We start from the raw sequence: 19,518 nt of genomic DNA, 5'->3' as shown, positions 1-19,518 counted from the left end.
ATCAGGCCGGCTTGGCGTTCATGGCCTGAAACATCGTCATGAATTCGTCCACATTGATCCCCAGCCCGCGCGCCAGTTTCTGAGCGAAAAGGGCCTCATCCTCGTCCATATTGCCGTCTGCGGCTGCGATCATCAGCGTGGCCTGCAGCACCATGCGTTTCTGGTCCGAGGTCAATCCGGTGCCGAAAGCGGCGAACTGTGCCTCGGTCGGTTTTGCCTCGGCCATGTCGAACATGCGGCGGATGCGGGCCTCGTCAAAGGTCTCACCGGTCATTTGCTTGGCAATATCGGCCATCAATGCAATCTCAGAAGGGTCCAGCGTACCATCCGCCTTTGCCGCGTGGCACATCGCATCCATCGCCCGCAGGGCCGCCGGGTGCACATTGCCCATCTCTGCATGCCGCTGCGCCGTGCGCTTGGACTGAACAGCAGATTTCAATCCGGCAATGATCAGAAACACCGCGACGACACCCAGACCCCAAAACCCCGAGATCATGTCGGCGATTGACATCGAGGGTTGATCCGGCAGGTCCGCAGGGTAAGTCCCCACCACTTTGCCCATCGCCAGCTGCTCGGCATTGACCGAGTAGTAGCTGTCACTGTCACAATTGTTCGGGGCCATGACATAGCCGATCGAACTGCGCCACACGCCCGCGAACATGATGTGAGTCTTTTTGGTCAAATGGCACAGCGCCAGCGGGCGACCGGAACTGTCCGTGACATCGGTCGGCGCAACAAGGGTCATCTGTTCGGCCGTGCCCCAGACGCCACCGGCACGGCCCGCTTGTGCGTCCTGACCTGAGAACATGGTGAACAACAACGCTACAGCGCAGAGAAGGGCAAACCGCATATCAACCTCAATAAATGTTACGTTTCAATCGACTGCGCCGATTCAGGTCCGGCAATCACGGTTGATTGATCAACTTATACGGTAACAAAACTAAGGCGATGCAACGGCAGAAAAAAGGCGGGCTGCTGGGCCCGCCTTTCTGGTTTCCTTTTGCAGCTGGATCAGCTGTGGATCGGGCCGTCGCCGCAGGCCAGCGCAGCCTCGCGCACCGCTTCCGAATAGGTCGGGTGGGCGTGGCAGGTCAGGGCCAGATCCTCGGCCGAGGCACCGAATTCCATCGCCACACAGACCTCGTGGATCAGGTCACCGGCTGCCGGGCCGATGATGTGGCAGCCAAGAATGCGGTCGGTTTCTTTGTCGGCCAGAATCTTGACGAAGCCGTCGGCGGCAAAGTTGGCCTTGGCGCGCCCATTGCCCATGAACATGAACTTGCCGACCTTATAATCGCGGCCGGCTGCCTTGAGCGTCTCTTCGGTTTCGCCGACATTCGCTACTTCGGGCCAAGTGTAGATCACGCCCGGGATGACGCCATAGTTGACGTGGCCATGCTTGCCTGCGACCTGCTCGGCGGCGGCCATGCCTTCATCCTCGGCCTTGTGCGCCAGCATCGGGCCTTCGGTGACGTCGCCAATGGCATAGATACCCGGCACGTTGGTCTGCCAGTCGGCACCAACCTTGATCTGACCGTGCGGGGTCATCTCAACGCCCAAGGCTTCAAGCCCCAGCCCGTCCGAGAACGGCTTGCGGCCGGTGGCGACCAGAACGGTGTCGGCATCGATCACATGCTCGCTGTCATCCTTGCGCAGCTTGTAGGTGACCTTGGCCTTGGTCTTGGTGGCATCAGTCTTTTGCACCGCCGCACCCATGACGAATTTCAGGCCCTGTTTCTTGAGGATGCGCTGGAAGGTCTTCTGCACCTCGGGGTCCATGCCGGGAGTGATCACGTCGAGGAATTCGATCACGGTGACCTCGGCCCCCAGTCGCTGATAGACCGAGCCCAGTTCCAGACCGATCACACCGGCGCCGATGACGACCATCTTTTTCGGGATCTTGCCAAGTGACAGCGCACCGGTCGAGGTCACGACGACCTTTTCATCGACTTCAACGCCCGGCAGCGAGGCCGGCTCGGACCCCGATGCGATGATGATGTTCTTGGCCGAGTGGACCTCATCGCCCACCTTCACCTGACCGGCAGCGGGGATCGAGCCCCAACCCTTGAGCCAGTCGATCTTGTTCTTCTTGAACAGGAACTCGATGCCCTTGGTGTTGCCCTCGATGGTTTCTTCCTTGTAGGCCTGCATCTGTTTCCAGTCGACCGAAGGCGATTTGCCCTTCAGACCCATCTTGGCAAAGTTGTGCTCGGCCTCATGCAGTTGATGGCTGGCGTGCAACAGCGCCTTGGACGGGATACAGCCCACGTTCAGACAAGTGCCGCCCAGGGTTTCACGCCCTTCGACAACAGCGGTTTTCAGGCCCAGCTGGGCGCAACGGATGGCGCAGACATAGCCGCCGGGACCGGCGCCGATTACGATGACGTCATATTGGGACATGATTTTTTCCTTTATTGGTCACACTCCTCAAGGGAGAGTGGTCGCAAGAGGTCACACTCAAAAAGACTGTGCTCCTTTAATGAGAGAAGCTACGCCAAAGACGAAAATCCCGAGCGAAGCGATGCCAAGAACGGTGTTAGTAGCGATGATATGCTTGTCCCAAAACTTATGGTAGCTGGTTCCAGGTGCCGATGCAGTGAATGAGTATGAGACTAGTAGCGCGAGTAGAATCGCAGATATTCCAGCCAAGAAACTCGCCATTGCTAGTTTGATTGCACTTAGAGAAATTGAAACCGCAGTCTGAGCAGAAGCGTTCCCCAAGAACGTCAAAAGAGCGAGTATCCCACCTGCATTCAGAAGAATTATGGACCTGACATAGGCAAGCCCAAGAACATTAGCCTGTTCTAGACGGGATACTTCACCAGCTTCATTTCGTACTTTGGTCATCGATAATACTACACCGGCTCCAGCAGCTTGATCGTGATATGCGCAATGCCGCCCCGCTCGTGGTGCATCGCCAGTTCTTCCGAGCCGAAGAAGGCCCGCGCCTTGTCCAGGTTCGTAACCTCGAACATGGCGATGGCATGGTCACGCTGGTCCGGGTCGCGCCAGACGTGCAGGTCGCGGATACCCGCGGCCTTGCGCATCGGCTTGTCCTCGCGGAACACTTTCAGCCAGGCGTCGAAATCGGCCACATCGGCCTGCCACAATACATGCGTTGCCATGATTACAGATCCATCAGTAGGCGGCGCGGGTCTTCCAGCGCCTCTTTTACACGAACAAGGAAAGTCACGGCGCCTTTGCCATCAACGATCCGGTGGTCATAGGACAGGGCCAGATACATCATCGGACGGATCACGACCTGACCGTTGATCGCCATCGGGCGGTCCTGGATCTTGTGCATCCCCAGAATACCCGACTGCGGGGGGTTCAGGATCGGCGACGACATCAGCGAGCCGTAAACACCACCGTTCGAGATGGTGAAGGTGCCGCCCTGCATCTCGGCCATGGACAGCTTGCCTTCGCGGGCGCGCTTGCCCTTCTCGGCAATGGCTTTTTCGATGGCAGCGAAGGACATGCTGTCGGCATCGCGGATCACCGGAACCACCAGACCGGTGGGCGTACCGGCGGCCACACCCATGTGGACGAAGTTCTTGTAGACGATGTCGGTGCCGTCGATCTCGGCGTTCACCTCGGGCACTTCCTTCAGCGCGTGGCAGCAGGCCTTGGTGAAGAAGGACATAAAGCCCAGACGCACGCCGTGCTTCTTCTCGAACTGGTCCTTGTACTGGTTGCGCAGGGCCATCACCTCGGTCATGTCCACCTCGTTATAGGTGGTCAGCATGGCGGCGGTGTTCTGGCTGTCTTTCAGGCGCTTGGCGATGGTCTGGCGCAGGCGGGTCATCTTGACCCGTTCCTCGCGCGCCGAATCCTCGGCTGCAACAGGCGCGCGCGGTGCAGGCGCGGGGGCCGGAGCGGCAGCAGGGGCCGGAGCGGCTGCGGTTGCCACGGCGCGGGCCACGTCCTCTTTCATGATGCGGCCATCGCGTCCGGTGCCGGTGACCTGATCGGCGGACAGACCGGCCTCGGCCATCGCTTTTTCGGCCGACGGCGCATTGGCCACGTCCTTGCCCGCGGTAGCTGCCGCCGGAGCAGCGGCTGCGGCCGGAGCTGCGGCAGGGGCGGCAACGGCGCCTGCGCCGGAGATGACGGCCAGTTTGGCCGAGGCATTCACCGTAGCCCCTTCCGGAGCCACGATTTCCGCCAGAACGCCAGCGGCCGGGGCCGGAACCTCGACCGAGACCTTGTCGGTTTCCAGCTCACACAGCATTTCGTCTTGCGCGACGGCATCGCCAACCTGTTTGAACCAGGTTGAAACGGTGGCTTCGGTAACCGACTCGCCCAAGGTGGGCACCATCACATCGACGCTGCCTGCGCCTGCTGCCGGCGCGGTCCCTGCTGCAGGGGCAGCAGCGGCAGCGGCAGGGGCGGGGGCGGCACCTTCGCCAGCGGCGATGGTCGCCAGTAGGGCATCGACGCCGACGGTTTCACCTTCGGCGGCCACGATTTCGCCCATCACACCCGCTGCGGGCGAGGGAACTTCGACGGTCACCTTGTCGGTTTCAAGCTCACAGAGCATCTCGTCCACGGCCACAGCATCACCTGGTTTCTTGAACCAGGTCGCAACCGTGGCTTCGGTGACGGATTCGCCAAGCGTGGGAACACGAACTTCTATGGTCATCGTTTATTTTCCTTCGATGCTCAGCGCTTCGTTCACGAGCGCCTCTTGTTGGGCTTTGTGTTGGCTGGCCAGTCCCGTGGCGGGCGAGGCCGAAGTGGCGCGACCGACATAGAGCGGCCGTGTGTGTTTGGCACCGATGCGGGTCAGCACCCATTCGATATTGGGTTCGATAAAGGTCCAGGCACCCTGGTTTTTGGGTTCTTCCTGACACCAGACCATTTCGGCCCCCTTGAAACGCTCAAGCTCATTGATTAGCGAGTGGGCGGGGAAGGGGTAGAACTGCTCGATCCGCATCAGGTAGACATCGTCGATCCCACGGGCGTCGCGTTCTTCCAGCAGGTCATAGTAGACCTTGCCGGAACACATCACGACCCGTTTGATCTTGTCGTCCTTGACCAGCTTGGTGTCCGAGTTGCCCTGTTGCGCATCGTCCCACAGTACCCGGTGGAAGCTGGACCCGGTGGTGAACTCATCGGCCGCACTGACCGCCAGCTTGTGGCGCAGCAGCGATTTCGGGGTCACCAGGATCAGTGGCTTGCGGAAGGTCCGGTGCAGCTGACGGCGCAGGATGTGGAAATAGTTCGCAGGCGTTGTACAGTTCGCCACGATCCAGTTGTCCTGACCGCACATCTGCAGGAACCGTTCCAGGCGCGCCGAGGAGTGCTCGGGGCCTTGCCCTTCGAATCCGTGCGGCAGCAGGCAGACCAGACCGGACATCCGCAGCCATTTGCTTTCGCCCGAGCTGATGAACTGGTCGAACATGATCTGAGCACCGTTGGCGAAGTCACCGAACTGCGCCTCCCACAGGGTCAGCGCGTTGGGTTCGGCCAGCGAATAGCCGTATTCGAAGCCCAGCACCGCATATTCGGACAGCATCGAGTCGATCACTTCGTATTTCGACTGGCCCGTACGGATATTGTTCAGCGGGTAATACCGCTCTTCGCTTTCCTGATGGACAAAGCCCGAATGACGCTGGCTGAACGTGCCGCGCGTCGCGTCCTGACCGGACAGACGCACCGGGAAACCTTCTGTCAGCAGCGAGCCAAAGGCCAGTGCCTCGCCCGTTGCCCAGTCAAAGCCCTTGCCGTTGTCGAACATCTGTTTCTTGTGGTCCAGCAGGCGGCCCACAGTCTTGTGCAGGGCAACATCCTCAGGCGCGTGCGTCAGCGCGTTGCCGATCTCAGCCAGGGTTTTTGGCGTGATCGCGGTTTCGCCGCGCACGTATTCCTCTTTGTTCTTGTCCAGATGCGACCAGCGCCCGTCCAGCCAGTCGGCCTTGTTGGGCTTGTAGTCCTTGCCTGCGTCAAACTCATCGTTCAGATGCGCCTGGAAGGCAGCTTTCATGTCCTCGATCTCGCCCTCGGGGATCAGGCCATCTTTGACCAGACGTTCGGTGTACAGCGACAGCGTGGTCTTATGCGTCTTGATCTTCTTGTACATGATCGGGTTGGTGAACATGGGCTCGTCGCCCTCGTTGTGACCAAACCGGCGATAGCAAAAGATGTCGATGACCACGTCCTTGTGGAACTTCTGACGGAACTCGGTCGCCACTTTGGCGGCGTGCACCACGGCCTCGGGGTCGTCGCCATTCACGTGGAAGATCGGCGCCTCGACCATCAGCGCGATATCGGTGGGATAAGGGCTGGAGCGCGAGAAGTGCGGCGCGGTGGTGAAACCGATCTGGTTGTTGACCACGATATGCATGGTGCCGCCGGTCTTGTGCCCGCGCAGACCCGACAGGCCAAAGCCTTCGGCCACAACACCTTGACCGGCAAAGGCCGCGTCGCCGTGCAGCAGGATGCCCATCACTGCGGTACGGTCGGTGTCGTTCAGCTGATCCTGCTTGGCACGGACCTTGCCCAGAACCACCGGGTTCACCGCCTCAAGGTGCGAGGGGTTTGCGGTCAGCGACAGGTGCACGCTGTTGCCATCAAACTCACGATCGCTGGAGGCACCGAGGTGGTACTTCACGTCGCCCGATCCATCCACGTCCTCGGGCTTGAAGCTGCCGCCCTGGAATTCGTTGAAGATCGCGCGATAGGGCTTGCTCATCACATTAGCGAGGATGTTCAAGCGGCCCCGGTGCGGCATCCCGATGACGATGTCCTTGATCCCCAAGGCGCCGCCGCGCTTGATGATCTGCTCCATCGCGGGGATCAGCGCCTCACCACCGTCCAGACCGAACCGCTTGGTGCCCATGTATTTGACGTGCAGGAACTTCTCGAAGCCCTCGGCCTCGACCATCTTGTTCAGGATCGCCTTGCGGCCTTCCTTGGTGAACTGGATTTCCTTGCCGTAGCCCTCGATCCGTTCCTTCAGCCACGCGGCCTGTTCGGGATCGGAGATATGCATGTATTGCAGCGCGAAGGTGCCGCAATAGGTCCGCTTCACGATCTCGACGATCTGGCGCATGCTGGCCATCTGCAGACCCAGCACGTTGTCGATAAAGATCGGCCGGTCCATGTCGGCTTCGGTAAAGCCATAGGTCTTGGGGTCCAGCTCGGGGTGCGTGCTGGCGGCGCGCATACCCAGCGGGTCCAGGTTGGCGGCCAGATGGCCCCGGATCCGATAAGCCCGGATCAGCATCAGCGCCCGCAGGCTGTCCAGCACGGCGCGCTTGACCTGATCATCGCTGACCTCAACACCCTTGTCCGCAGCCTTGTCCTTTATCTTCTTGCCCGCCGCCTTGGCGTCGATCTCGGCCCATTCGCCGGTCAGCGCGCCGGTCAGATCATCCGCAGGCATCGGCGGCCAGTCGGTGCGCGCCCAGGACGGCCCCTCGGCCTCTTTCTGAACGTCCGGCGTGGCGTCACCCATGGCCTTGAAGAACTCGGCCCAGGCGGCATCCACCGCGCCGGGGTTCTTGGTATACTGGGCATAAAGCTGCTCCAGATACTCGGCATTGTGCCCCTGCATAAAGCTTGAGGCGTGAAACGCGGAATTGGGCGTATGTTCGGTCATTGGGCTACCTCATATGGGTTGGGACCGTATTGGTTGGTGCCTGGTTGAGACGGGCGGGTCAGCCACCACAGAACCAGGAGGGGCGACACAAACAGAACGAAAAGTGTCGGAAGGACGACCAGCAATGTGGCGCGGGTGAACAGAATGTCCAAATTGCCGCCATGCTGGAAATGAGAAGCGAGGCCGATGCCGAAGACCAGCACGGCAAATGCCCCGAGGATCAGAAGGATCGGCAGCAGAGCGTAAAGCCCGCTGCGCCCGGTATCATGCATCCGCCGCCATGCAACGGTCAGATGTGGGATGAATACGATCAGCGTCACAATGCTCTGGACCGGTGCCGAGGACGTTGCGGTGACGGATTTCACCTCATCGCTCTGGCTGACCGAGACCTGCGTGAAGAACTGCGCATCGATGATCCCGGCAATAAAGCTCCAGATCACGATGAACAGGAAAAAGAACCAGTATTCGGGCCGCGAGGCGCGACCCGAGAAGGTGAAGAACTTGGAGAAACAGGTGCGGATGGCGTCGGAGAAGGTCATGAAGCCCCCGCCCTGTACGTGTAGGAGTATCCGGTTCCAAAACCTGTTACATAATTAAGCCATTCCAAGCCCTTGACCTCAAGTATGTGTGGATAAGGTGCATGAATGGAAGTGCTGTACGTGACTCGAGGGTACGGCCAATCAAGTTTCGGATTTCTGGTGCGTTCCGAGATCACCTGCGATGTGCCAGACGGGTTTCTTTTCAGTTCCGGTCGGCTAAAGGCGTTTCCGAGCTCACGAGAGGCTTTGCCCTGCCCAAAGATTGCAGTGCAAGAGCTTTTGTATTCCACAAAATCTGCTTGGGATTGCTGGTCCGCGCGGCCGAAATCAACAAGTATTAGAAGCGCGGAAGTGCCGGAGGAAAAAGCCACGTAGTGAGCTTGATCGTTCAAGTGTGCTTGCCCAACTTCAGGGCGGTGGCAATCCATGGCAAACCCTCCGCAGAAGGTTCCATTTGGATCGCCTGGGTCGATCTCGTCCGACTTGAGAAAAGGCAACCCAATCCAAACGGTTCGGTCGACTACTTTTTTAGCCTCCGCGCCTTTGACTTGCTGCCAACCCAAGCCTTCCGCCCGCTCCACAAGGTCAGTAATGGAGGAGTAGCGAGCCTCGCACATATCAATAGTCGCAATGGCCGAGATATCTTTTGCGGCAACTTGCGCCGCCAAGAGAATAGAAAACGGCGCGAGAATTGAAACTCTAGCGAGGCTCATCGAGGTCACTTACCCAATCGCTTCCAGCACAGCTTCACCCAGCTGCGCCGGGCTTTCGGCCACGACGATACCGGCCGAGCGCATGGCTTCGATCTTGTCCTCGGCACCGCCTTTGCCGCCGGCGACAATCGCGCCCGCGTGGCCCATGCGACGGCCCGGAGGGGCAGTGCGGCCTGCGATGAAACCAGCGGTCGGTTTCTTGCGGCCCTTCTTGGCCTCATCCGCCAGGAACTGCGCGGCTTCTTCTTCGGCCGAGCCACCGATCTCACCGATCATGATGATCGACTCGGTTTCGTCATCGGCCAGGAACCATTCCAGCACGTCGATATGCTCGGTGCCTTTGATCGGGTCGCCGCCGATGCCCACGCAGGTGGACTGGCCCAGACCCACATCGGTGGTCTGCTTGACCGCCTCATAGGTCAGGGTGCCCGAGCGCGACACAACGCCGACCGAACCGCGCTTGTGGATGTGGCCGGGCATGATACCGATTTTGCAGGCGTCGGGCGTGATGACACCAGGGCAGTTCGGGCCGATCAGGCGCGAGCTTGAGCCTTCCAGCGCGCGCTTCACCTTCATCATGTCCAGAACCGGGATGCCTTCGGTGATGCAGACGATCACTTCCATTTCGGCATCAATCGCTTCGAGGATCGAGTCCGCTGCGAAGGGCGGCGGCACATAGATCACGCTGGCATTGGCTTCGGTCACGGCTTTCGCCTCGTGGACCGAGTTGAACACGGGCAGGTCAAGATGTGTCATCCCGCCTTTGCCGGGGGTCACACCGCCGACCATCTTGGTGCCATAGGCGATGGCCTGTTCGCTGTGGAATGTGCCCTGCGAGCCGGTAAAGCCCTGACAGATCACTTTGGTATTTTCGTCGATGAGGACTGCCATTTTTTGGAGTCTCCTTAGAGAAATTTGCGTTTTACTCGCCATGTGGCGGGGTCAGTAATTTGCGTCAGCCGGAGCTTGGACCGGTCGAGATTGTCCAAGTGTTCTCTCCATCGTTGCACGAAACTGGGCGGCCTGTGGCAAGCGATTGCTCGCGCATTGCTTCAGCATCAGGCCCTTCCAGACAGTCGAAAACGATAGGAGCACGTGTAGCCGCTTCTTCAGCGTCTTTATTTTGGTTCAAAGCGGCTTCGTCGGCGCAACCGGCCAAAGTCACCAAACACAGAACCAAGAAAGACCTCGCCATCAGCCCTTAACCGCCTTCACGATCTTCTCGGCACCGTCTTTCAGGTTGTCCGCCGCGATTACGTCCAGGCCAGAGGTGTTGATGATCTCTTTGCCTTTCTCGACATTGGTGCCTTCCAGACGCACGACCAGCGGAACCTGCAGGCCGACTTCTTTTACCGCGGCGACTACGCCCTCGGCGATGACGTCACAGCGCATGATGCCGCCGAAGATGTTGACCAGAATACCTTTGACCTGCGGGTCCGAGGTGATGATCTTGAACGCCTCGGTCACTTTCTCTTTGGTGGCACCGCCGCCCACGTCGAGGAAGTTGGCAGGCTCGGCCCCGTACAGCTTGATGATGTCCATGGTGGCCATTGCCAGACCGGCACCGTTGACCATGCATCCGATCTCACCGTCCAGCGCGATGTAGTTCAGGTCGTACTTGGAGGCTTCGAGTTCCTTGGGGTCTTCCTCGGTCGTGTCGCGCAGCTCGGCGATGTCGGGGTGGCGGTAAACCGCGTTGCCGTCAAAGCCAACCTTGGCGTCAAGTACTTTCAGATCACCCTTGTCCGAGATGATCAGCGGGTTGATTTCCAGCATCTCCATGTCCTTCTCAACGAAGGCGTTATAGAGCTGACCCATCAGCTTGACGCATTGCTTGACCTGTGCACCTTCCAGACCCAGCGAGAAGGCGATGCGGCGGCCGTGATAGGGCTGATAACCGGTGGCCGGGTCGACCGAGAAGGACAGGATTTTCTCGGGCGTGGCTGCGGCCACTTCTTCGATGTCCATGCCGCCTTCGGTCGAGCACACGAACGAGATGCGGCTGGTCTGGCGGTCCACCAACAGGGCCAGATACAGTTCGCGTTCGATGCCGGAACCGGCCTCGATATAGATGCGGTTGACCTGCTTGCCTGCGGGGCCGGTCTGATGCGTGACCAGCGTGCGGCCCAGCATCTTCTTGGCTTCTTCGGCGGCCTCTTCAACCGACTTGGTCAGACGGACACCGCCCTTTTCACCGGCGTCGGCCTCTTTGAAAGAACCCTTGCCGCGGCCACCCGCGTGGATTTGTGCTTTGACAACCCACAGGGGGCCGTCCAGTTCACCGGCTGCGGTTTTGGCTTCCTCGGCGCGCAGAACCGCGCGACCTTCGGAGACCGGAGCGCCATAGCTGCGAAGAAGAGCTTTGGCCTGATATTCGTGAATGTTCATCGAAATTGTCCCGTCTGACTACGATTACACCGTTATAGAGATGTCTATGGGGCATTTATAAAGGGTTTTTTTAAGCCGATGCGGTTTTTGGCGAAGATTTTTCGCTTTTGTGATCACAGGTTTTTTGCGTGTGATCACAAACCCGCGGATCAGTCCCGTTGAGGTGGCAATCTACGCCCGGCGCCGTTGTCAGCTTAGCGAATCTTGTCACTCGGGCGGCGCTAGTGGCATTCGAACATGAATTCGGTCTGCGTCCATTCTCGTGTTTTCAAATGTTCAGCGCTGATCCACCACGTCATGATACCAACATCGCCGGGCCACAGCGACCCGAAACTGTCATAGGTCAGCTGCAGAAGCAGCAGTTGATTGAGGCGTTCGTAAACACCGGCTTGAACTATTCTGCCCTGACCAAACATCTGGTGGCGCTCTGGATCGTCGCCCGGGGCGAGTTCGTGATTGTTGACGTGTTCACGCAAAGGTTCTGGCAGGGCCAGCCAAGCCTCATCACTGCCAGTTGCCGCATGTTTCACGGTGTCACGTGCGAGGTTCTCAGCTCCGCCCAGTCCAACGGAATAGAGGCTTCGTGTTTCGGGTGCAAACCGGCGGAACTCCTCATCCAGCCTCTCGGTTGATTGCCAAAGACGTTTGCGGTCTTCGTCGTTCAACTCTGCCCATGCAGGTTGTTCCTGAGCCCAAGCCCACAGATCCAAGACGAATTTGCGAAACGGCTTATACCCCTTTGTCCAGCGTAACGGCGTATGCTTGATCCAAGCGCGCCGCGCCCGGGGATTTCCCAGTGTCCGGTAAGATCTGCTCCAACAGAGTTTCGCGGCACGCAGAAAGCTCCCGCATGAGATGCCCGGCCAGTATCTTAACGCTGGCATGCCAAACAAACCCGGTTTCCCTTAGCGCGGCATCAGGGGCGAGTTTGTGTTTGATCAAGATGTCCACCAACCGTGGCCTGCAAAACTCTGGGTTGGCAGCTTCCAACTCTAACGGGTCGATGCCGTCGCCGTCGACCGCCTCCTCATAGGGGGCGGGGTGGAACTCCACAGGCCAGCGCGGCAGTGTATGGGCCGCGCGCAGCGGATTGTCGTGATTGAGAAGGCTTCGCCCGTAATATTCCCCAAAGGCGTGTGGCGTTCGCGCGGGTGGCTGACGAAGTGAACCTGCGGTTCCAAGATATACGACGCTACCGTGCTGGTTCTGGACAGTATCGCAGAAAAACAGAAGCAAACCTGTTTGCGGCAGACCTGTATCAGGGCGCAACGCGGTTACAGCTTCCAGATCTATCTGGGCACAGAAAGTAAGGGGCACCCCCGCAGTTGTCCGAGGCCAGGGGTGTTCGCCCAGCATCGGCAGACCCCCTATATAGCTGTCCGTTTCGTTCCAGTTCGCACAGCCACGGGGCATCCGTGACACTACGATTGGGTCAATTTTAGACAAATCAATTCTCGCTAAGATCGTGGCGAGAATGGTAGGCAACTACGTAGAAACGGAAAGAGCGCCCGGTAGGGCGCTCTGGAAATGTTGCATTTTCAACGCATTAAGCTTTAGGCCAGCGAGCTGTCGATACCTTTGCACGCTTCGATCAGGCCCTTCACGGCGTTGACCGAATTGTCGAATCCGGCCTGCTCTTCTTCGTTCAGCTTGATGTCGACGACACGCTCGATGCCGCCCGCGCCGATCACGGTGGGTACGCCGACATACATGCCTTCAACACCCAGCTCACCGTCACAATAAGCGGCGCAGGGCAGCACGCGCTTCTGGTCTTTCAGATAGGCTTCGGCCATTTCGATTGCCGAAGTTGCAGGCGCATAGAAGGCCGAACCGGTTTTCAGCAGGCCGACGATCTCGGCGCCGCCGTCACGGGTCCGCTGCACGATGGCGTCCAGCTTTTCCTGGGTGGTCCAGCCCATCTCGACCAGATCAGGCAGCGGGATACCAGCAACGGTCGAGTAACGGACCGACGGCACCATGGTGTCGCCGTGGCCGCCCAGAACGAACGCGGTCACGTCGCGCATCGACACGTTGAACTCTTCCGACAGGAAATGGGCGAAACGGCCCGAGTCCAGAACGCCTGCCATGCCGCAGACCTTGTTGTGGGGCAGGCCCGAGAACTCACGCAGAGCCCAGACCATCGCATCCAGCGGGTTGGTGATGCAGATGACAAACGCATCGGGTGCGTTGGCGGCGATGCCTTCGCCGACCGACTTCATGACCTTCAGGTTGATGCCCAGCAGGTCGTCGCGGCTCATGCCCGGTTTGCGCGGCACACCTGCGGTTACGATGCAGACGTCGGCGCCGGCGATGTCCTCATAGGACTGGGTGCCTTTCAACTTGGCGTCGAAGCCTTCCGAGGGACCGGATTCAGCGATGTCCAGCGCTTTGCCTTCCGGGGTGCCTTCGGCGATGTCGAACAGGACAACGTCACCAAGTTCTTTCATTGCTGCGAGGTGGGCGAGCGTGCCGCCGATCTGACCTGCGCCGATCAGCGCGATCTTGGGTCTGGCCATTTGGAAAATCTCCGGTCGGTTTTGAAATCGCGGTTGTGCTAGTCGGTAAATGGCTTTCGCGCAAGGGTTATGCGGCGTGGCATACAACCGCATACCGTTTGTATGGCGCCAGGGTTTGCGCTAAACGGCCTGATAGACAAGCCTATTCACGGGATGCCACATGTTCGAACTGGACCTGATGTTTTTTGCTGTGGCGATCCCTGCGGTGATCTTTGCCGGCATCTCGAAGGGTGGGTTTGGGTCGGGCGTGGCCTTTGCGTCGTCGTCGATTCTGGCGCTGATCCTCACGCCCGGACAGGCGCTTGCCCTGATGCTGCCGATCCTGATGGTGATCGATGTGGCCACACTTGGCCCATACTGGAAGCGCTGGAGTTGGCCGGATTCACGCCTGTTGATCCTGGGTGCTGGGCCAGGTGTTGCGCTGGGCGCGTGGCTGTATCGCGCGACGGATGACGACCTTTTGCGGTTGTTGATCGGAGGGATCTCGGTTGGTTTTGTGATCTGGCATATGGCGCAGAGCAAGGGCCTGATCCGTGGTTTTGCCAACCGCCTGCCATCCCCTGCCGGGCTGATTGCGGGTCTGGTCGCGGGCTTCACCAGTTTCGTCAGCCACGCAGGCGGCCCGCCGGCCGCCGTGTACCTTCTGTCGCAACGCCTGTCGAAGACCGAGTTTCAGGCGTCCACCGTGCTGGTCTTCTGGGTCATCAATAGCGCAAAGTTCATACCCTACGCCTATCTGGGCCTGTTCACCTGGCATACGGCGCTGGCGGATCTTCTACTGACCCCATTCGCCATCCTTGGCGCATGGTTGGGCGTCCGGGCGCATTTCATGCTCTCCGAGCGCCTGTTCTTTGGCATCGCCTATGTGCTGCTGACCATGACCGGCAGCAAACTGATCTGGGATGCACTGACTTAGACGTTGGGGGGCAGCGCCTCGGCCATCTGCTCAAAGGCCTGTCCCGTGGCGATCAGGCAGGTCATTCCGTCGGGCAGGGTCACCGTGATGGTCCAGCTGCCGGTCTGGTCCGAGGCATAGACCTCCATCACCGCGCCCTGCCGCGCGATGCCGATGCCGCGGCGCGTCTCGCCATAGGTCTCGGTCAGACGTTTCACCACATCCTCGCGCGGGGCACAGGTGCGGGCCTGTACCTGTTGCGCGGCCAGAACCATGATTCCAAGGCCCATCGTCATTTTGAAAAGCGTCTTTTTCATCTCTCACCCCTTTCGATTCCATCTGGCAATCAGGGTGCGGGTGGGGGACAGAAATCTGGTTAAAACTCCGCGCGTTGCGTCACGTATGCTGCGTTGCGGCAATTTTCCTCTTGAACTTTCCGGCAAAAAATGGCCCATTCCGCGCAACAATCTTTCAAAGGGAGAGGCCAATGGACCCCCGTCAGCGCCCCTATCGTTCCGTTCTTTATATTCCGGGCTCGCGTGACCGGGCGCTGGATAAGGCCCGCACCTTGCCGGTGGATGCGATCATCTTTGACCTCGAAGACGCGGTCTCGGCGGACGAAAAACCCAATGCCCGCGAAACTCTCAAAGCGGCGCTGGCAGCGGGGGGCTATGGCTCGCGCGTCAAGATCGTTCGCATCAACGGGCTGGATACCGAGTGGGGTCATGCCGATGCCGAGGCCGTGCGCGAGATGGACGCCGATGTGGTGCTGCTGCCCAAGGTGAACTCCGCCGCCGATGTGGATGCGCTGGCTGCGATCACCGGTGACATGCCGATCTGGGCGATGATGGAAACCCCACGCGGGATGCTGAATGCGGCCGAGATTGCCGCGCACCCCCTGATGGCCGGGTTCGTCATGGGCACCAACGATCTGGCCAAGGAACTGCAGACCCGTTTCCGCCCGGACCGGTTGCCGATGATGACCTCGCTGGGACTGTGCCTGCTGGCCGCCAAGGCCGAGGGTCTGATCATTGTCGACGGCGTCTACAATGCCTTCAAGGATGGCGAAGGTCTGGCCGCCGAATGCGAACAGGGCCGTGACATGGGTTTTGACGGCAAGACCCTGATCCACCCGGCACAGGTGGATATCACCAATGCAGCCTATGCCCCGTCGGATACCGAAATCGATCTGGCCCGCCGCCAGATTGCGGCCTTTGAAGAGGTCGAGTCACAGGGGCAGGGCGTCGCTGTCGTAGATGGGAAGATTGTTGAAAATCTGCATGTTGTAACTGCCCGCGAAATTCTGGCAAAAGCGGAGGCAATTTCAGCTTTGCAAGCGGGGTAAGCCAGCATGGGCTTTGTTCTTCTGATCCTTGGGGTGGCGCTTTGGTGGGCCGCTCATCTGTTCAAACGCGTGATGCCAGCGCAGCGCGCGGCCATGGGCAATGGTGGCAAAGGCGCGGTGGCGCTGGTGCTGGTCGCGGCAGTGCTGCTGATGATCTTCGGCTATCGCATGACCGATTTCATCCATGTCTGGTCGCCGCCATCCTTCATGATCCACATCAACAACCTGCTGGTGCTGATCGCGATTTTCCTGATGAGCCCCGCTGGTCAGAAGGGGCGTCTACTGAACAAGATGCGCCACCCGATGCTGGCCGGTTTCCGGGCATGGGCCTTTGCGCATTTGCTGGTGAATGGCGATCTGGCGTCGATTATCCTGTTCGGCGGTCTGTTCCTGTGGGCCATGGTCGAGGTGGTCGTGATCAACCGCGCCGAGCCTGACTGGACCCCGGCGGAGCCCGGCACCTATGGCAAGGACGCGATGTTCTTTGTCGCTTCGATCGTGCTGTTCGGGATCATCGGTTACATTCACGGGCTGGTCGGTCCGTCTCCGTTCCTGTCATAAGGAGCAGGCAAGATGGCAAAACTCTATCGTCTGTTGACCGAAGAAGACACATCCGCTTTCTGCCACAAGGTGTCGGATGCACTGGCAAAGGGGTGGGAGCTGTATGGCGACCCGTCCTATGCCTATGACGAAAACAGCCGCATGATGCGCTGTGCGCAGGCCGTGACCAAAGAGGTCGAGGCCGATTACTCCCCCGAAATGAAACTGGGACAGCAATAATGGCAAAAACCAATCCGGGCCGCTTTTTCGAGGACTATTCCGTCGGGCAGGTGCTGCATCACGCGGTGCCGCGCACCGTAACCGACGGCGAGCGTGCGTTGTATCACGCACTCTATCCGGCGCGACATGCGCTGTATTCCTCGGACGAGTTCGCCCGGAATTGCGGATTGCCGCAAAGCCCGATCGACGATCTGGCGGCGTTCCACGTGGTGTTTGGCAAAACCGTTCCCGATATCTCGCTGAACGCGGTTGCCAATCTGGGCTATGCCGAGGGGCGCTGGCTGAAACCGGTCTATTCCGGTGACACGCTACGGTCCGAGTCCGAAGTGATCGGGGTCAAGCAGAACTCGAACGGCAAAACCGGCGTGGTCTGGGTGCGTACGCGCGGCTTGAACCAGCGTGATGAGGTGGTCATCGAGTATGTGCGCTGGGTGATGGTGCGCAAAGCGAATATCGACGCTCCCGCGCCCGAGGCGGTGGTGCCGGACCTGAAAAACGTGCTGGAGCCAGGCGATCTGGTGGTGCCCGAGGGCCTCGATTTCTCGAACTATGATTTTGTTCAATCCGGCGAAGCCCATCGCTGGGGCGATTACGAGATCGGTGAAACCATCGACCACGTTGACGGTGTGACCGTCGAAGAGGCCGAGCATATGCTGGCCACCCGCCTGTGGCAGAATACGGCCAAAGTGCATTTCGACCTGACCTTCCGCCCCGATGGTCGGTTGATCTATGGCGGTCATGTGATCTCGATGGCGCGGGCCCTGTCGTTCAACGGTCTGGCCAATGCGCAGATGATCGTCGGTTTGAATGGTGGCGCACATGCCAACCCGTGCTTCTCGGGCGATACGATTAAGGCGTGGTCCGAGGTTCTGGACAAGGCCGAAACCAGCGTGCCCGGCGTTGGGGCCATCCGCCTGCGACTGGTCGCCACCAAGGGCGGTGCACCCTTTGAACTGAAAGGCGAAGACGGCCGGTACAAGCCCGAGGTGCTGCTGGACCTGGATTACTGGGCGTTGATGCCGGTCTGACGGCACCCCACATTCATTTGATCGCAGCCTGCAACAATCATGCTAGGCTGCGGTCATGGTCCTGTTTCGCTCACTTGCTGCCTGCTTGTTTCTGACGCCGCCCGCGATGGCCTGCGATCTTGCGCTGGCCTTGGCGGTAGACGTGTCCGGGTCGGTCGATACAAGCGAATACCGCATTCAGATGGATGGTCTGGCTGCCGGTCTGCGCGACCCTCTTGTGTCCGAGGCGTTGGTACGCGGGCAGGCGCAGTTGATGCTGGTGCAGTGGACCGGAGCCTCACGCCAGAAGATCACGATACCGTGGACCCGGATCGACAGTTTCGACACGCTCGAACGGTTTGCCGATCAGGTGGCGGCCGACCGCCGGGTCTGGCGCAACTTCTCGACCGCAATCGGTGAGGCGCTTGAGATGACCCTGTCCAGCTTTGACGAGGTGTCCGACTGCACGCGCCACCTGATCGACATCTCAGGCGACGGGGTGTCGAACGAAGGGGTCGAGCCGACAGAGGTCCACGGCGTGTTGCGCAATCGGGGTATCACGGTCAACGCCATCGCAATCGAGGAAAGCGAACCCGACCTGACCGCCTATTTCTTTGAAAACGTCATTGTGGGTGAGGGGGCATTCGTTGTCTCGGCCGCCGGATTTGCGGACTATCCCGAACGGATCCGAAAGAAGCTTTTGCGTGAAGTGACGCAACAATCTGCCGCTTTGGAGTGAGTGTCGCAGATTCGTGATCACAACGAATGCGGCCTTAAGGCGCTAACATTGATTTGGCAGGATAAGTTTTGTGATCACGGTATTATTTTGTGTGATCACAAATTTCCGAAATCTGCAGTTTTGTCCCCATTTTGCCTGTTTTTGCGCTCGCAGCACGTGACAGATAGGCAAAAACAGGTAAAACGACGAGTAGCCAACGAAAGAGGAGCCGACATGGCCGATGTCAATCGGGGCAACCGCCCGCTCTCGCCACATATAATGATCTATCGCCCCCAGATGACGTCCACGTCTTCGATCATGGTTCGTTTGACCGGGATCGGGGTGTTCGCTGTTGCCATTCTGGTCGTCTGGTGGCTGCTGGCCGCATCGACTTCGGAAACCGCATTTGCGGGGATCGACGGATTTATGCGCAGCTGGTTCGGTGACCTCATCCTGACGGCTGCGACCTGGGGGCTGTGGTATCACACGCTGGGCCGTCTGCGGCATGTCATCTGGGATTTCGGCTACTGCCTTGACATCGAGACCGCCGAGAAACTGGGCCTGGGCATGTTCGTTGGTGCGACCGTCCTGACCCTGATCACCGTACTTGTGGTTTAAGGAGACGGCACATGCGATATCTGACTGACCGCAAGCGCGCGCAGGGCCTGGGCGCAGGTAAAACCGGAACACTCACCCATTGGCGGGTCATGGTTCGGGCGATGATCCTGACCGTGCTGGTACCCATCTTCATCTTCACATTCGGCGCTGGCATTGGCGGAACCCACGAAGAGGTGGTGGCCTATTTCAGCCGTCCGTTCCCGGCGCTTGTCACGGCGCTCACGCTGATCGTGGGGCTGCTGCAACTTATGTACGAGGCGCAGGAAGCGATTGAGGACTATGTGCACGGCGTCATGGAGAAAGTCTCTCTCGCCGCTATGTGGGCCCTGGGCTACACGCTGATGGCGGCCGGGCTGTTTGCCCTGGTCAAGCTGGCCCTGTGATGATGCGCGGTAA

General features: G+C 59.5%; 22 protein-coding genes. 8 read left to right on the top strand and 14 right to left on the bottom strand.

Features of this window, described 5'->3' with window-relative positions; all coding sequences use genetic code 11:
• Position 1 precedes the first annotated feature (1 nt).
• From GOX88_RS13655 to mdh, 13 genes are all read right to left on the bottom strand, one after another.
• Complete coding sequence (locus tag GOX88_RS13655) at positions 2-850, bottom strand: TerB family tellurite resistance protein (protein ID WP_170402742.1); 849 nt, start codon at positions 848-850, stop codon at positions 2-4.
• Between the two features lie 161 nt (positions 851-1,011).
• Positions 1,012-2,400 (bottom strand): dihydrolipoyl dehydrogenase, encoded by a 1,389-nt coding sequence (gene lpdA / locus GOX88_RS13650; RefSeq protein ID WP_170402740.1) that lies wholly within the window; start codon positions 2,398-2,400, stop codon positions 1,012-1,014.
• Between the two features lie 57 nt (positions 2,401-2,457).
• Positions 2,458-2,847 (bottom strand): hypothetical protein, encoded by a 390-nt coding sequence (locus GOX88_RS13645; RefSeq protein WP_170402736.1) that lies wholly within the window; start codon positions 2,845-2,847, stop codon positions 2,458-2,460.
• Between the two features lie 8 nt (positions 2,848-2,855).
• Positions 2,856-3,125 (bottom strand): hypothetical protein, encoded by a 270-nt coding sequence (locus tag GOX88_RS13640; protein ID WP_170327189.1) that lies wholly within the window; start codon positions 3,123-3,125, stop codon positions 2,856-2,858.
• Positions 3,126-3,127: 2 nt separating this feature from the next.
• Positions 3,128-4,642: a 2-oxoglutarate dehydrogenase complex dihydrolipoyllysine-residue succinyltransferase gene (odhB, locus tag GOX88_RS13635; RefSeq protein ID WP_170402733.1), complete on the bottom strand. Its 1,515-nt coding sequence runs from the start codon at positions 4,640-4,642 to the stop codon at positions 3,128-3,130.
• 3 nt (positions 4,643-4,645) lie between these two features.
• Positions 4,646-7,603 carry a 2-oxoglutarate dehydrogenase E1 component gene (locus tag GOX88_RS13630; RefSeq protein WP_170402730.1) on the bottom strand — a complete coding sequence of 986 codons (2,958 nt, stop codon included), beginning with the start codon at positions 7,601-7,603 and terminating at the stop codon, positions 4,646-4,648.
• Positions 7,600-8,142 (bottom strand): DUF805 domain-containing protein, encoded by a 543-nt coding sequence (locus GOX88_RS13625; protein WP_170402727.1) that lies wholly within the window; start codon positions 8,140-8,142, stop codon positions 7,600-7,602. Before GOX88_RS13625 ends, GOX88_RS13630 begins: the two co-directional genes overlap by 4 nt.
• Positions 8,139-8,855, bottom strand: a complete 717-nt coding sequence (locus GOX88_RS13620; protein ID WP_170402724.1) for a hypothetical protein — start codon at positions 8,853-8,855, stop codon at positions 8,139-8,141. Before GOX88_RS13620 ends, GOX88_RS13625 begins: the two co-directional genes overlap by 4 nt.
• Positions 8,856-8,864: 9 nt before the next feature.
• On the bottom strand, positions 8,865-9,746 hold the full coding sequence (gene sucD / locus GOX88_RS13615; protein ID WP_170361385.1) for a succinate--CoA ligase subunit alpha: 882 nt from the start codon (positions 9,744-9,746) through the stop codon (positions 8,865-8,867).
• Positions 9,747-10,049: 303 nt separating this feature from the next.
• Positions 10,050-11,243 (bottom strand): ADP-forming succinate--CoA ligase subunit beta, encoded by a 1,194-nt coding sequence (gene sucC, locus GOX88_RS13610; RefSeq protein WP_170402721.1) that lies wholly within the window; start codon positions 11,241-11,243, stop codon positions 10,050-10,052.
• A gap of 221 nt (positions 11,244-11,464) precedes the next feature.
• On the bottom strand, positions 11,465-11,953 hold the full coding sequence (locus GOX88_RS13605) for a DUF1963 domain-containing protein (RefSeq protein ID WP_217354235.1): 489 nt from the start codon (positions 11,951-11,953) through the stop codon (positions 11,465-11,467).
• A gap of 19 nt (positions 11,954-11,972) precedes the next feature.
• Positions 11,973-12,656: a DUF1963 domain-containing protein gene (locus tag GOX88_RS13600; protein ID WP_302478194.1), complete on the bottom strand. Its 684-nt coding sequence runs from the start codon at positions 12,654-12,656 to the stop codon at positions 11,973-11,975.
• 140 nt (positions 12,657-12,796) lie between these two features.
• Positions 12,797-13,759, bottom strand: coding sequence for a malate dehydrogenase (mdh, locus tag GOX88_RS13595; protein ID WP_170327182.1), 963 nt, complete (start codon positions 13,757-13,759; stop codon positions 12,797-12,799).
• Positions 13,760-13,919: 160 nt separating this feature from the next.
• Here mdh and GOX88_RS13590 point away from each other — a divergent pair, with 160 nt between their 5' ends.
• A complete protein-coding gene (locus GOX88_RS13590; protein WP_170402712.1) occupies positions 13,920-14,675 on the top strand; it encodes a sulfite exporter TauE/SafE family protein in 756 nt (251 codons plus the stop codon).
• Here GOX88_RS13590 and GOX88_RS13585 read toward each other — a convergent pair.
• Positions 14,672-14,971, bottom strand: coding sequence for a hypothetical protein (locus GOX88_RS13585; RefSeq protein ID WP_170402709.1), 300 nt, complete (start codon positions 14,969-14,971; stop codon positions 14,672-14,674). The two genes, GOX88_RS13590 and GOX88_RS13585, sit on opposite strands and share 4 nt — an antisense overlap.
• A gap of 170 nt (positions 14,972-15,141) precedes the next feature.
• Here GOX88_RS13585 and GOX88_RS13580 point away from each other — a divergent pair, with 170 nt between their 5' ends.
• The 7 genes from GOX88_RS13580 to GOX88_RS13550 all read left to right on the top strand — a co-directional run bounded on the left by GOX88_RS13580 (position 15,142) and on the right by GOX88_RS13550 (position 19,505).
• Positions 15,142-15,999, top strand: coding sequence for an HpcH/HpaI aldolase/citrate lyase family protein (locus GOX88_RS13580; RefSeq protein WP_170402706.1), 858 nt, complete (start codon positions 15,142-15,144; stop codon positions 15,997-15,999).
• Between the two features lie 6 nt (positions 16,000-16,005).
• Positions 16,006-16,560, top strand: a complete 555-nt coding sequence (locus GOX88_RS13575) for an NnrU family protein (RefSeq protein ID WP_170402703.1) — start codon at positions 16,006-16,008, stop codon at positions 16,558-16,560.
• A gap of 12 nt (positions 16,561-16,572) precedes the next feature.
• Positions 16,573-16,779 carry a DUF1737 domain-containing protein gene (locus GOX88_RS13570; protein WP_170327177.1) on the top strand — a complete coding sequence of 69 codons (207 nt, stop codon included), beginning with the start codon at positions 16,573-16,575 and terminating at the stop codon, positions 16,777-16,779.
• Positions 16,779-17,807 carry a MaoC family dehydratase gene (locus GOX88_RS13565; protein WP_170402700.1) on the top strand — a complete coding sequence of 343 codons (1,029 nt, stop codon included), beginning with the start codon at positions 16,779-16,781 and terminating at the stop codon, positions 17,805-17,807. The genes GOX88_RS13570 and GOX88_RS13565 overlap by 1 nt, the downstream gene beginning before the upstream one ends.
• 55 nt (positions 17,808-17,862) lie before the next feature.
• Positions 17,863-18,525 (top strand): DUF1194 domain-containing protein, encoded by a 663-nt coding sequence (locus GOX88_RS13560; protein WP_170402697.1) that lies wholly within the window; start codon positions 17,863-17,865, stop codon positions 18,523-18,525.
• Positions 18,526-18,738: 213 nt separating this feature from the next.
• Positions 18,739-19,122 carry a succinate dehydrogenase, cytochrome b556 subunit gene (sdhC, locus tag GOX88_RS13555; protein WP_170402694.1) on the top strand — a complete coding sequence of 128 codons (384 nt, stop codon included), beginning with the start codon at positions 18,739-18,741 and terminating at the stop codon, positions 19,120-19,122.
• A gap of 11 nt (positions 19,123-19,133) precedes the next feature.
• On the top strand, positions 19,134-19,505 hold the full coding sequence (locus GOX88_RS13550) for a succinate dehydrogenase, hydrophobic membrane anchor protein (RefSeq protein ID WP_170402691.1): 372 nt from the start codon (positions 19,134-19,136) through the stop codon (positions 19,503-19,505).
• Positions 19,506-19,518 lie beyond the last annotated feature (13 nt).

This window comes from Ruegeria arenilitoris, assembly GCF_013030985.1.
Lineage (GTDB): Bacteria > Pseudomonadota > Alphaproteobacteria > Rhodobacterales > Rhodobacteraceae > Ruegeria > Ruegeria arenilitoris_B.
Note: the sequence above shows the minus strand (reverse complement) of the source record. Positions and strands in the feature narration are given on the sequence as shown.

Bases quoted from the DNA above. Each gene is read 5' to 3' on its own strand.
- GOX88_RS13655 (WP_170402742.1), bottom strand. From the start codon at position 850: ATGCGGTTTGCCCTTCTCTGCGCTGTAGCGTTGTTGTTCACCATGTTC.
- lpdA (WP_170402740.1), bottom strand. From the start codon at position 2,400: ATGTCCCAATATGACGTCATCGTAATCGGCGCCGGTCCCGGCGGCTAT.
- GOX88_RS13645 (WP_170402736.1), bottom strand. From the start codon at position 2,847: ATGACCAAAGTACGAAATGAAGCTGGTGAAGTATCCCGTCTAGAACAG.
- GOX88_RS13640 (WP_170327189.1), bottom strand. From the start codon at position 3,125: ATGGCAACGCATGTATTGTGGCAGGCCGATGTGGCCGATTTCGACGCC.
- odhB (WP_170402733.1), bottom strand. From the start codon at position 4,642: ATGACCATAGAAGTTCGTGTTCCCACGCTTGGCGAATCCGTCACCGAA.
- GOX88_RS13630 (WP_170402730.1), bottom strand. From the start codon at position 7,603: ATGACCGAACATACGCCCAATTCCGCGTTTCACGCCTCAAGCTTTATG.
- GOX88_RS13625 (WP_170402727.1), bottom strand. From the start codon at position 8,142: ATGACCTTCTCCGACGCCATCCGCACCTGTTTCTCCAAGTTCTTCACC.
- GOX88_RS13620 (WP_170402724.1), bottom strand. From the start codon at position 8,855: ATGAGCCTCGCTAGAGTTTCAATTCTCGCGCCGTTTTCTATTCTCTTG.
- sucD (WP_170361385.1), bottom strand. From the start codon at position 9,746: ATGGCAGTCCTCATCGACGAAAATACCAAAGTGATCTGTCAGGGCTTT.
- sucC (WP_170402721.1), bottom strand. From the start codon at position 11,243: ATGAACATTCACGAATATCAGGCCAAAGCTCTTCTTCGCAGCTATGGC.
- GOX88_RS13600 (WP_302478194.1), bottom strand. From the start codon at position 12,656: ATGCCCCGTGGCTGTGCGAACTGGAACGAAACGGACAGCTATATAGGG.
- mdh (WP_170327182.1), bottom strand. From the start codon at position 13,759: ATGGCCAGACCCAAGATCGCGCTGATCGGCGCAGGTCAGATCGGCGGC.
- GOX88_RS13590 (WP_170402712.1), top strand. From the start codon at position 13,920: ATGTTCGAACTGGACCTGATGTTTTTTGCTGTGGCGATCCCTGCGGTG.
- GOX88_RS13585 (WP_170402709.1), bottom strand. From the start codon at position 14,971: ATGAAAAAGACGCTTTTCAAAATGACGATGGGCCTTGGAATCATGGTT.
- GOX88_RS13580 (WP_170402706.1), top strand. From the start codon at position 15,142: ATGGACCCCCGTCAGCGCCCCTATCGTTCCGTTCTTTATATTCCGGGC.
- GOX88_RS13575 (WP_170402703.1), top strand. From the start codon at position 16,006: ATGGGCTTTGTTCTTCTGATCCTTGGGGTGGCGCTTTGGTGGGCCGCT.
- GOX88_RS13570 (WP_170327177.1), top strand. From the start codon at position 16,573: ATGGCAAAACTCTATCGTCTGTTGACCGAAGAAGACACATCCGCTTTC.
- GOX88_RS13565 (WP_170402700.1), top strand. From the start codon at position 16,779: ATGGCAAAAACCAATCCGGGCCGCTTTTTCGAGGACTATTCCGTCGGG.
- GOX88_RS13560 (WP_170402697.1), top strand. From the start codon at position 17,863: ATGGTCCTGTTTCGCTCACTTGCTGCCTGCTTGTTTCTGACGCCGCCC.
- sdhC (WP_170402694.1), top strand. From the start codon at position 18,739: ATGGCCGATGTCAATCGGGGCAACCGCCCGCTCTCGCCACATATAATG.
- GOX88_RS13550 (WP_170402691.1), top strand. From the start codon at position 19,134: ATGCGATATCTGACTGACCGCAAGCGCGCGCAGGGCCTGGGCGCAGGT.